The sequence below is a fragment of the Leisingera sp. ANG49 genome, from assembly GCF_059694505.1.
The window spans coordinates 1-12344 of sequence record NZ_JCATZN010000021.1 but is presented as its reverse complement, the minus strand read 5'-3'; the positions used below and the strand labels follow the sequence as shown (position 1 = coordinate 12344).

Annotated in this window: 6 protein-coding genes and 5 pseudogenes; 9 read left to right on the top strand and 2 right to left on the bottom strand. The window is 56.9% G+C overall.

The window, feature by feature from the left end:
• The 3 genes from AC58NV_RS23195 to AC58NV_RS23185 all read left to right on the top strand — a co-directional run.
• On the top strand, nt 1-549 hold a 549-nt coding region (locus AC58NV_RS23195), incomplete at its 5' end, for an SAM-dependent methyltransferase (protein WP_497229267.1).
• Between the two features lie 129 nt (nt 550-678).
• Nucleotides 679-2052 (top strand): hypothetical protein, encoded by a 1374-nt coding sequence (locus AC58NV_RS23190; protein ID WP_497229266.1) that lies wholly within the window; start codon nt 679-681, stop codon nt 2050-2052.
• A 73-nt stretch (nt 2053-2125) separates the two neighbouring features.
• On the top strand, nt 2126-3028 hold the full coding sequence (locus AC58NV_RS23185; RefSeq protein ID WP_497229265.1) for a hypothetical protein: 903 nt from the start codon (nt 2126-2128) through the stop codon (nt 3026-3028).
• Nucleotides 3029-3711: 683 nt separating this feature from the next.
• Here the strand turns inward: AC58NV_RS23185 and AC58NV_RS23180 are convergent.
• Nucleotides 3712-3930 (bottom strand): annotated as a pseudogene (locus AC58NV_RS23180) (integrase core domain-containing protein); the annotation flags it as partial.
• Between the two features lie 137 nt (nt 3931-4067).
• On the opposite strand from AC58NV_RS23180, the pseudogene AC58NV_RS23175 reads away from it, so the two are divergent.
• The 6 genes and pseudogenes from AC58NV_RS23175 to AC58NV_RS23150 all read left to right on the top strand — a co-directional run.
• Nucleotides 4068-4664: pseudogene (locus AC58NV_RS23175) on the top strand (IS110 family transposase); the annotation flags it as partial.
• 153 nt (nt 4665-4817) lie between these two features.
• The gene (gene istA, locus AC58NV_RS23170; protein WP_497229264.1) at nt 4818-6047 is read left to right on the top strand and encodes an IS21 family transposase; all 1230 of its coding nucleotides are present in this window, start codon (nt 4818-4820) and stop codon (nt 6045-6047) included.
• Nucleotides 6044-6880, top strand: a pseudogene (istB, locus tag AC58NV_RS23165) (IS21-like element helper ATPase IstB). The gene istA and the pseudogene istB overlap by 4 nt, the downstream one beginning before the upstream one ends.
• Nucleotides 6881-7202: 322 nt before the next feature.
• Nucleotides 7203-7622: pseudogene (locus tag AC58NV_RS23160) on the top strand (transposase); the annotation flags it as partial.
• A gap of 1327 nt (nt 7623-8949) precedes the next feature.
• Nucleotides 8950-9705, top strand: a complete 756-nt coding sequence (locus AC58NV_RS23155; RefSeq protein WP_497229263.1) for an OmpA family protein — start codon at nt 8950-8952, stop codon at nt 9703-9705.
• 242 nt (nt 9706-9947) lie between these two features.
• Nucleotides 9948-10736, top strand: a pseudogene (locus AC58NV_RS23150) (IS110 family RNA-guided transposase); the annotation flags it as partial.
• A gap of 316 nt (nt 10737-11052) precedes the next feature.
• Here the strand turns inward: AC58NV_RS23150 and AC58NV_RS23145 are convergent.
• Entirely contained in the window at nt 11053-11535 is a 483-nt protein-coding gene (locus AC58NV_RS23145; RefSeq protein ID WP_497229262.1) for a hypothetical protein, read from the bottom strand.
• Nucleotides 11536-12344: the final 809 nt, after the last annotated feature.

Sequence of the window (12344 nt, the reverse complement as noted above, 5' to 3'; positions counted from 1 at the left end):
GAGCACATCCTGCATGGCGCGCTGCGTATTGCCGAGCGTGAATGCGCCCATTTCCGGCAAGCCGCCGATGGCATCTCACCCAAGCGGGTTGCCGACATCGGCTGCGGCTATGCGTTTTCCAGCCTGCTGCTGCACCGCCGCTACGGCTGCAGCATCGCACTGATTGATATCGAAGAAAGCAGCAGCCGGCACTTCGGGTTTCAGGGTGACGCCGCAGGCTATGCAAGCCTGGAAAGCGCCCGCGCATTTCTGGAAAAAAACGGTGTCCCGTCTGAGCAGATTACCGTCTGCAATCCCAAAACCGGGGAGGTTCCCGCACTTGGCACGTTTGACCTGGTCATCAGCCTGGCGTCCTGCGGCTTCCACTATCCTGTCGAAACTTATACGGACTTGTTCCGCAATCAGGTCAATGGCAGCGGCGGCATCGTTCTGGACATCCGCAAAGGGTCCGGCGGGATTGCAACAATGAAAGACTTCGGTGCTGTCGATGTGCTGGCCAAGCACGGCAAGTACTCCACAGTGCTGACCCGACCCGGACAGGGTTCCTGACAGTTAACCGGTCCATTAACCTTTTGCGTGTATTGGGTGGCGGGGGAACGCCTTTCAGATAAGCGCTTGCCAAGTCCAGCTCGCGGCCGCCTCAGGGCCGCTAGGCCATCGAAAGACAGTTGAATACCCATGCTGAGTGACATTCTCGACTTCGGAACCGTGTTGCCTGCGCTGGATGCGGACGAAGTCGTTACGGTTGCCGATATCAACGGCCAGGCGCCGGAGCTGTGCATCCTGCTGCACCAGCGCTACGGTTGCAGCATCGATCTGGTCAGCCTCGACCGCAAGGGGCGTCCCAAGCCAGAGGATGAGGCGCAACTGCAGGTCTGGCTGTCTCGGCTTGAACAGGGCGGGGTGGATAGGGACGCGATCCGGATCGTAGAAGGCACAGGTGAAAACCGGCAGTATGACGTGATCCTTGCGCTGAATAGTTTCGGTGTCCGCCACAAGATCCAGAACATCAAGCCGATGCTGGACAGCGCGCTGCATCCGCTGAGCCGGTTGGTGATCGAAATCCGCAAAGGGTCCGGCAGCTATCCGTTCCTCAAGGCCTACGGCAGCTGCAATACGCTGCTGGCGCCGGAGGCGGACCGCAACGGCTTAGCAGTCCTGTCGGCTGAACCGCAGGAGGTGCTTCCACCCTCAGGGGAATGGTCCAATGTGGCCCGTCAACTGGCGGGCAAAGAGGGCTTTTTTGATGAGATGGAGGAGCATTCCTTCCTGTTCATGCCGCGGGGCAGCACGCTGGTTGTCACTTTTGATAATCTCGACATTGCGATGACCAAACGGGACGACCGCCGGCCCTGGGGCTTCAGCTTCATCGAGGCGCAGGGCTGGTCGATGCTGGGGGTGATGGCCAACGGCTGGACCTGGTTCCGCCATCAGGAGGTAACCCGCAAGTTCGAGGAGCTGCGCGACAGCGGGTTTTTTGCGCAGTTTTCCCGCGTGGTGTTCTACGGCGCCTCGATGGGCGGCTATGCGGCGGCGGCGTTTGCCGCGGCGGCGCCGGGCTCCACTGTGTTTGCAATCAGCCCGCAATCCACGCTCGACAAGGCAGTTGTCCCTTGGGAAATGCGCTACAAGAAAGTGTGGGGCCGCGATTTCTCCGGCCCCTTCGGCGATGCGGCGCTGGCCAGCCAGGACGCAGGCGATGTGCATATCATGTTCGATCCCTATGTGGCGCCGGATGCCGCCCATGCGGCCCGGTTCACCGGTGCAAATGTCACCTTCTGGCGCTGCCCGCTGCTGGGGCACCGGCTGGGCTCTTCGCTGCAGCAGATTGGCATCCTGCAGGAGATCGCCCGCGGAGCCATCGCCGGCGAGCTGACCCCGCACCGGTTCCACCGCCTGCTGCGCAAGCGGCATAGCTTTCCCCGGTTCCAGCGGGAGCTGGCCAACCTGGCGCTGGACCGCGGCCATCCGGGCCTTGCGAAACAGGTCTGCGCGTATATTTTGCGCCAGCGGGACGACCGCTTCTTCCGCCGGATGAAGGAGCGGCTATGACCTGCGCAAATGGCCGTGCGGCAAGCCACCGTCGCGCCGCTGAGCACAAAACGGGCAGAGGCTGGACGGAGCGATGAGCCAGGCAGAAACCGAAATGCGCGACATTTCCCTCGCCTTCCATGTCGGGGCGCCCAACACCGACAACGGCCAGCTGATCTGGTCGCTGCGAAAGGATGCGCAGCCGCTGCTGGAGCGCGGCGTCATGATCCGCCGCCCGGGCACCTATATGGCGGCGCTGAACCAGCTGCTGCACAAGCAGGATCATGAGTTTGTCACCGAACAGGAACGGGACGCGCTGCTGGCAGGGCTGGTCAAGGGCCAGGATGTCTCCCGGATCATCCTGACCAATTCCAGCTTTCTGGGCGTGCCGGGCTGGATGCTGAACGGCGGGCGGCTGTACCGCAATGCGGGCAAGAACACCGCGGCGTTGCGCAGCCTGTTTCCCGGCAACCCGTGCGAATTCTTCCTGGGCCTGCGCAACCCGGCCACCTTGATCGGCCCGGTGTTCAAATCCCAATCCGGCAGAGCCTGGCAACAGTTCGCGGCCGGCACGGATTTCCTGAGCCTGCGCTGGTCGGAGGTGGTAGAGGATATTCAGGACCGCAACCCCGGCTGCCGCGTCACTGTCTGGTGCAACGAGGAGACCCCGGTGATCTGGCCCAGCATTCTGGGCCATGTAACCGGCCTGGGGCAGGGCTTCCGCTTCAGCGGCGAGCTGGACATCACCCGCGGCATTATCTCAGAGGCAGGTTATGAGCGGCTGGCATCCTTTCTGGCAAGCCGCCCGGGGCTATCCGAAGTTCAGAGACGAGGGGTGCGCGCGCTGTTCCTGAGCTGTTTCTACGACGAGGCGGAGATTGAGGAAGAAATCGACCTTCCCGGCTGGTCGCAGGCGCTGGTGGACGACATGAGCGAGACTTACATGGCCGATGCCGAGCTGATCCGGCATATGCCAGGGGTCACTTTCCTGTCTTGAGGGATGCGCGGCCGTAAAGCGGCTTCATCAGGATCGCGGTCAGATACATCGGGATCTGGTAGCAGCCGAGAAAGATCAGCAGCGGATCGATCGTGGCCGCGGGCAGGGTGTCTGTACCTTCGAGAGCGTCGGCTTCAAGAAGAGGCTTGTTGTTTCTCGTGATTGTGTCAGGAACGCATCACTCTGCCTAGTCTTGTGTCAGGCCGATGGAAGGGTCAGTTTAGCTTGGCGGGCGACCGCCAAGGAAAGGTAAGTGCATGGGGCAACTAGCCTATTATTCTGAAACCGGGGAGATGGTGAAAGCTTTGTAACCGTATCGAGCCCTTACAATTGTAACCGTTGTCTCTCCGGCGTCTGCGCCCAGCCCCTACAGTCTCAGCGTGAACAAGGACTATCAGCTGGGCTACCTTGCAGGTGTAGCCTATGAAATTCAAGATATCGCGTTCCGCATCGCTGCGACCTACGAGTCAAAAACTGAGCATGATTTCCGCGACAACACGGGTTCACCATTTCAAGAGGAAATCCCGAAGTCTTTCACGCTGCACGCCCAGTCGGGGATCTCGGCCAACACCCTGCTCTTTGGTTCGGCCAAATGGCGAGAATGGTCAAAATTCAAGGTTCAGCCGGATGACTTTTTCTCCCTGGTTCCAGGTGTTGGAGCGGTAAACACTCCGATTGCAAAGTGGGCGATGGTGATTGTAATCGTCACGCCAGGCCGCGATCAGCTCTCGGGCGTGGCACAGGTTGGCGAACAAGTGCTCGTTGAGGCGCTCGTCCCGGAGGCGGCCGTTGAAGCTTTCGACAAAGCCGTTCTGCATGGGCTTGCCTGGCGCGATGTAGTGCCACTCGACCTTCCGGTCTTCCTGCCATTTCAGAATGGTATTCGACGTCAGTTCAGTCCCATAGCACGTCGGGAAGATTAGCCGCTGAGAGGTTATGGCCACGCGCGCAGCCCTCAAATCGCGCAGCGGGTGGCCATAACCGGGTCTCGGGTCTCAACAGTGGTTTTGCGTAAACCACACCGCTGAGGAGACCGGCTATGGCCGCCACCTATTCTACTGCGCCGACCTTACTGGTCGCCATCGACATTTCCAAACACCGCCACGAAGTTCTGATCGGTGCTCCCGGCAAGAAGCGCCGCCGCCGCATGACCATCACCAATACTCTGGATGACTTCGGGCGTTTGGTGGAGGCTCTTTCCGGTTACGGCCTGCCGGTTAGGATCGGGTTCGAAGCAACCGGCAACTATCATCGGGCACTGGCGCATCAACTCGGCCAGGCGGGGTTCGAGCTGAAGCTCGTGTCCTCCGTGGGCTTGGCCCGGACGCGGGAGGCCCTGCACAACAGTTGGGACAAGAACGACCCGAAGGACGCCCAGGTCATCCTTCAAATGCTGGAGGTCGGGGCCGTGCAGTTCTTCCATGATCCGCTGGCCACCGGAACCGCGGACATTCAGGAACTGTCAAAGACCCATGAGATCGTTTCGCGGTCGAAGACCGAACTCTGGCACCGCATCCTGACCCATTACCTGCCTCTGTATTTTCCCGAAGCCGAGCGGTTTCACAGAAGCTTCCGGACGGATTGGTTCCTGGCGTTTCTCGAGAAGTACGCGTTGCCACACATGATCTCGGCCATGTGTTAGTGGCAGCCGTATTCTCCCCAGAAGTGGCAATTGAAAATTCCCCACCCGGCAGCGGCAGGGGCAATTCCAAACTCCAAATATTTGGAATTGGCGCTGTCGCGAGAGACAGGCCTGATGCTCTGATTATCGAGAGACAGGGGCAATCAGGTGAAGGGATTGAGGGAGATCGTTTTGATCCACGATTTACGAAGACAGGGGCTGAGTATCTCGGCCATCGCGCGCAAGGTTGGCTCTGACCGCAAGACCGTGCGTAAATATCTGGAACAGGGTTTGGAAGCGCCGAGCTATAGCCCGCGCCCGCTGCAAGGCAGCGTGCTGGATCCGTACCGTGATTATCTGGAAGGGAGGGTTCGGGCCTTCCCTGATCTCTCGGCCCGGCGCTTGCTGCGCGAGATCAAGTCCATGGGGTATGAGGGCAGCTATTCGACGCTGAAGCCGTTTTTGCGCGAGCTGCGTCCGCCCCGGCGCCCGCCCTTTGCGCAGCGGTTTGAAACGCCATCAGGTCGTCAGGCGCAGGTGGATTTTGCCGAGTTCAAGGTTGAATTCACGGACGAGCCGGGTGTGATCCGGAAAGTCTGGCTGTTCAGTTTCGTTCTTGGTCACTCACGCTGGCTCTGGGGCCGGTTTGTGTCCAGCCAGAACCTTCAGACGGTTCTCCGCTGCACCATCGCCGCCTTTGCGGCGATGGGTGGGGTGCCAGAAGAGATCCTGTATGACCGGATGAAGACCGCCGTGATTGGTGAGGATGACGCAGGCATCGTCACGTATAACAGCTCGCTCGTGGCACTTTTGAACCACTACGGCGCGGCGCCTCGGGCCTGCAAACCGTACCGGGCGCAAACCAAGGGCAAGGTTGAGCGTCCGTTCCGCTACATCAGGCAGGACTTCTTCCTGGCCCGCACGTTCCGCAATATTGATGATCTGAACGCTCAGTTTGACACGTGGCGGTGCGAGATCGCCAATCCACGGGTGCACGCGACCACGGAGCGGGTCGTCGATGAGGCTTTTGCGGAGGAAAAGCTTGCGCTCAAACCGCTGCCAGCCATTCCCTACAGTGCGGTGCTGACGGTGGAGCGGCGGGTCAGCCATGAAGGCATGGTCTCAGTCGATGGCAATTACTATTCGGTGTCGGAAACCACCCGAAAACGCACGGTCGAAGTGCAAAGCCACGTCGATGAGATCCGCATCTTCGAAGACGGCAACTGTATCACCCGCCATCCGGTACTCGAAGGACGCAACCGGCGCCGGGTTGACCCCATTCATCGCAAGGTCCCGCCGCCGCGTCCCATCCCGCAAAAGCCCGCAGGCGTGCCGCAACGGTCCCTGGCCTTCTACGATGCAGCCGGCCAGCGGCTGGCCGCGGGAGGCGCGCGATGACTGAAACGCTCGACCGGATCCGGGGTGCGCTTGTCGGCCTGAAGATGCCCCGCGCCCTGGAGGCGCTGGATCACACGATGCAAAAGCTGGAACAGGGCAAGATCTCTGGGAACGAGGCGCTGGATGCACTGCTCAGCGAGGAATACGCCACGCGAGAGACCCGTCGCATCAATGTTTCGCTGAAGACCGCCAAGCTGATGCCGATCAAAACGCTGGAGGGGTTCGACTTCACTTTCTAGCCCTCACTCGACCGCGAACGGATTGCCGCGCTGGCCCAGCTCGACTTTATCCGCCGGGCAGAAGTCGTGCACTTCCTTGGCTCGCCCGGCACTGGCAAATCCCATCAGGAAACGGTGCTTTGAGTTGCCGCAGTGAAGGCTGGAAAGCAGGTCTATCGCGCGACTTTGGCTGAACTGATAGAGGCTTTGGTCAAAGCCGAACGGGAGGGCCGGCTGGCAGACAAAATCCGCTTCTATGCCCGGCCATCGCTCTTGATCGTCGATGAGATCGGATATTTGCCCATCACCCAGGGCGGCGCGAACCTATTCTTCCAACTCGTGAACGCCCGCTACGGAAAGGGGGCCATGATCCTTACATCGAACCGGGGTTTTGCTGAGTGGAGCGAGGTCTTCGGTGACCCGGTTGTTGCCACCGCGCTCCTGGATCGGCTGCTGCACCACGCCGTTGTCGTCCAGATTGAAGGCGCCAGCTACTGCCTGCGTGGCCATACCGACCTGAACCCAGAGCACACCCGCACAAACACCCCCATCACACCACCGCCGCCGCCGAAACGGCGCGGCCGCCCACCCAAGAATGGAACAACAAGTCACTGAACCGGCTGACAACCGAAACCGCTAAACTGGGGATTTTTGACCTGCCCGTTTTGGGGAAAATTGAGATGCCATTGACACCATGAGCCGGCAGGCTTTCATCGCCGATGCCTGGCAAATCGGCGGCCGTAAGGTTTCCAAAGAACGCCTGCTTTCAAATATTTACACGACTGCTGCGGGTTCAGTCGGGCTTCCAGTCCGCCCGGATTCCGACGCAGTGCGCATGTTCCGCCTCGTTCTCGCCGAAGGCCGCAGCCTGATCCGGCAGCGCGATGAGATTGAGGCCCGATCCGTCGAGCTCCTGTCCGATCTGCCTGACTATCATCTACAGACGATGCCCGGAATCGGACCGATCTGTGCGATGGCGATCTCCGCCTTTGCACCTGACATGCATGAGTTCCGCCGGGGGCGCGACTTCTCAGCCAGGCTCGGGCTTGTCCCCCGGCAGCACTCCAGCGGAGGAAAACAGAAGCTTGGCCGCACCTCGAAGATGGGGCAGCGGGACATCCCGCGCTTGCTGATTGTAGGAGCCATGTCCGTTGTTCGCTGGCGAGGGCGCGATGGCGGCAGGCCTGGTTCCTGGCTCTCGTGCATGCTGGCCCGTAAACCGCGTATGCTGGTTGCAATCGCCTTGGCCAACAAGATGGCCAGGATGGTGTGGGTCATGCTCGTACGAAATGAAGACTACCGAGATCCAGTTAGGCGCGGTTTGTTGACCGAGCCTGCTGGAGCGTCGGCGATGTGAGGAGCACAATGACCCGTATGAGCAAATGATCGACAAGATCCGGAACGGGAAAGCCTGTGGCATGCAACGAGCCTGAGCTCGCAATTTTGAAAAGGCCTCCGATCCGCGCATCACCATACCGGCCCGCGGCATGTGAAGACGGACAATGTCGAAGATCATAGATGCGCACGTTAGGTAACTCGCGTTTTCCCGGATGCGCCATGAGAGGCTCTGCAAGTCAGCGGCTATTTACCCTCAAGTTTGCGTTCTATCACATACAGATTGCCAGGTGTTCTGGGCAGATTTTCGAGGACAATCTTGTGCAGATTGATGCAGGGGCACGCCGCTTGCCCACATGGCCTGTAAAGAATGCTGTCTGAATGAGAAGTCTGAAGATTCAAAAAAGGGGTACGCGACAGCTGTCTATGGATCGAATGCGTACGACTACATTGGTGATGCGACTTTTGAATACAGGGAGTCAGTCCTTTAGAGTAGCGAAGCTATTGTAAATAGGTGCAAGAGACGACCATGTTTTTGGTGGTGATCGTATTTTTCTTAGCCTGGGCAATGATGATGGTTTCGGTCGAAATGGGGTGCTAACTCGTGTTGGCAGCGACGAAGGTAGTACTTGGCGTCTCGGTTCAGGGTGTAATCCTTTAAGGAGATAGTGGAGGTCCTTGAGAACTAGTTACGGGAGCGATCATATTTGTGGCACTGTCGCTGATGGAGGCGACAATCCCTTTCTAATCAATAATGTCATTCTATAAGGCAGTGCTGTTATCGAAAATGAAAAGATGGGGTAGGGCGCTATGTATTCGTTTCTGGCAGAAAGCCGAGTGGCAAGGGGTTCATCGTTGGTTTTCGCTTTCTCAAAAGGTGCAAGCGAAACCTGTAATCTAGCCAGCTTTCATGCTTAATTGAAGGTGAAGGCGTGCCGCTCAAATTTTTTGGAGAAATCATCGTTAGCAATTGTCGCCAATTTAGTCATCTCAGCTAGAAATCTGCCTGGTTACGTTGAGTTTTGCAAGGCGATTTCGAAAGAAGTTTCTCAACCCTTATGGGGAGAGTTTCGCGTTTGCGAGTTTCTCTATGATCGTACACGTGGGTTAACCGAATGCGCTGACGAAAAGCGCCTGGTTGCAGGCATCATAAGATGAGTTTGGCGAAAGAGATAAGATCAGATAATTTGAGTTATTAACCGGCAAGGTAGCAATCTGATATGCGGATGGCTTCACTCCGCTATGGGCACGCTGAATCTCTTTTTTCAATTGGCCGACTTGTCGCTGAAAATGCCGGTAGAAACTATTCGAAGAAGTGGCCCCTAACCATGACCTAAGAAAGGTAGAGAATGCCTCATTTTCGCGGCAAGATATCAATTTGGCGAACGCTGATCAGCGCGCTATCACTGACCATTACCGCCTATCAAGCTCGAGCGGAAGAAATGTCCGGGGATACGATAATGGCGATCTTCAATCAGCAGCGTATCGGTGGGCTGGTCGTGGTGACGCCGCAGGTACAATCCGCGGCAATGGAGATGCCCAATGGTGCCATTAGTGCCGAGGCGAACATTTCCACTCCACAAGGAGACATTACAATGAAAGATTTGATGCGAGTGATGAAACCGCAGAGGATAGGAGGCCTTATCGTTATTTCTCAGGCTGAGCTTGCTGAGAATAGCTTAACCAAGTACGCGATTGCAGAAGTCAAACCTGAACAAAATGTCCTCATCCATTTCGACTTTGGATCGGATACCGTTGAATCCTCCCAATTTCCGATGATCCGCTCGGCTTGCAAAGCAATGGGTATGATGGGGGGCGGTAGTTTCGATCTTATTGGACACTCAGACAGCTCCGGAGAACGTGACTACAATGACCTGCTGTCCCTCAAGCGGGCCCTTAGTGTGCGCCGTGCTTTGGAGCAGGAGTGTGAATCAGAAAGAGTGGAGCTCACTGTTTCCGGGGGAGGCGCACGGTTCCCGCTGTACGAGTCGGATATGGACGCCAGAAGAAACCGGCGCGTAGAGATACGCGCCAGTCCAACCTTTCAAATGATGATGCCAAATGAAACAATCTCCACTCAGAGCAAGGGGCCAAATACCAATTGACCGGAATCGAAGGGTTCGGGGTTTTCCCTTTGACGTAATGAGATGAACTGCTTTCCCGCCAAGGCCGCACGAATGCCTGGTGCTGCTTTATGCGCGCAATCACGCGAGCCCGCCGTTTAGCATGGTCCGCCTCACCTTCGACCGCCAATATACGGCGTGCCCCAGTTGGCCGCCCGCGGACAGAAGCATGACCCCATGACGGAAACGAAACCCATCGCACTTAACGAACACGCCCCGATTACAGAAGGCATTCCGCCGGGAAGGCCATGGCGATCAAGACGGACCACCGGGATGCCGAGGGGATTGCGCGCCTGCTTCACCTCGGCTGGTTCCGCCCGGTCCACTGCAAATCAGTTTCGGCACAGGAGGGCCGCGCCGTTCTCGGCGCCCGGAAAGCCATTCAACAAGGCATGATCGCATTGGAAATGTCGTTGCGCGGGCTGCTGAGGAACTTTGGTCTCAAGGTCGGCGCAATTTCTCGCGGCAGGTTCGACGGCCGCATACGGGAACTGGCAGACGGCAACCCCATGCTGGAAACCACGACTGAGCCGATGCTGCGCGCCAGAGCTTCCCTGCGCCAGGAGCTCGCCACCCTCGCAAGGCAAGTTCGCCAGCTCGCCCAGGACGATCCTGTTTGCCACCGCCTGATGACGATGCCTGGGGTTGGGGCTGTCGTGGCGCTCACCTTCTGCTCCGCAGTGGACGATCCGGCGCGCTTCTCCGCTTCGAAGAGAGTTGGTCCATGGGCCGGTCTGACGCCTTCACGCAACCAATCCGGCGAACGTGATGTATCGGGCGGCATCACCAAGGCGGGGGATGCCAATCTCAGGCGGGCGCTGTGCCAGGCCGCAACGGTCATGATGAACCGGGGCAGATCGACATGGCTGAGAAAATGGGGAGCCCAGCTCGCACAGCGCCGTGGACGCAAGTGCGCGATGGTTGCCTTGGCTCGCCGTATTGCGGTGATACTCCACCGGATCTGGGTCGATGGCACAGTATTCCAGGCTGATACCGCGCCGAACATGGCCTGACCGAATGCTCCTCCACTCTCTGCCTGCCTGATCGCAGGCCTTCGAGGTCCCGCAGGGACGTGGTTCCGATGATGCCGAGGTCCGGACTGTCGCCGGCTTCCGTCAAGCACGCCAATGAAGATGGGCACATCGGAATTGCATCGAACCAGCATCATGTTGGCAGCCAGCGCGCTGACCACGGACCGAAGCATGCACCCGAAAGACCTCAACCGAAAGCCGCAGCAGAAAGCAGGACGGGCAAGAAAAAAAAAGCCGGTGAAACCGCCTTGGCGGATGAACTTGCCTGCCTAAAACCAGTTTGACTGGGGCGCCCCCGTTACCGAAGTCCTGACCCTAAAAAGGCTGGAACTTTTTCCAAAATGTGTAAGGGCTTGTCGCCGATAGTTGCCCTGAGCTCAGTGACGCTGTCAAAAATGGGGAGGCACAAAGGTTCTATGTCCTGGTGCTTTATAAACAGTGAAGTCGTACTAGCCTCTTGATTAAGGACAAAGGAAATCCAACTCCACCGAGCTGGGTGTTTCCCGGTACCAGCCCAAAACTCATGTGTCTTTTTACCATTCTGCAATATCTCCTCAATAAGGAAGCCGTCAGAAAAGACAGTTCTCGTTGACACTAATAATGTACTTTCGAAGAGAAAATGGCGTTGCCACCATTTTTGTCTGTTAATGGTCCGTCTAGCTTGTAATAGCAACTCTTGAAGAGTTTTCAGTTCGCCTGGGCGATTCGCTTTCTTTGTGCAATCCTCCATTTTATAATCATTCAAAATTTCGTTGACCATTTCCAATGGGGAGCTCTTCATGAGTTGACCTCCATTCGTTTATCTCTCAGAGATCGCATTGGGTTATAGCGGAGACATTCTCATTTTTACCTGCCTCATGTCGAAATTTGGTGGCCAGGACTAAATTCAAATTTGGACAATCGCAGTAATTTTCCGACCGTTGGTGATGTTCTTGGCGAAACAGTCAAGATTGAAGTTTACCACACCTTGGTATCTACTCAGTCAGAATTGATCAAAAGAAAGTTTCAAGGCGCATCTCTTCCATCAAATTCTTTGACGCTTTGACCTAATGCTTCTGTCGTTTTGAAGCGAGTGCCACAGTGGCAAGAAGTACTATGATGCCAGAAATGCTATATATCAATAATGCTGGCAGAAAGGAAACTCCCGCTAAAAGCGCTAAGGTGCAACAAAGTAAGCCCGACGTTGCGCTCAGGAGAATGCAGCCTGGCAAAATTGAGTGTCGACAGCCCTCCCCGTCATGCTCTCGAGGCGTTAAGGCGTCTCGATGTTTCTCTGAGCTAACGCGCATCTTGATTTCCTCATTTGACGCAGATACTTTAGTGGCACCGTTAGCGTGCCTGCTGTTTGAAGGAAAGAAAACCCAAATTTCTTTCTGTGACATACGAAAGAATATGCTACGCCTACTTGCCTGCATTTGCACATTGCTAGAGTTATCTCCTCAGCACGAATGGGGAGGCTATAATGTGCGTAGACATTTTTACAATCGTTTTGACAATTGAAATTGAGTAACTTTATACTAACGATCGGGTATCGCACTGCAAATCGTTAGGGTCTAGCCATATTTTGTTTCCAAGAAAGACTGAACTTAC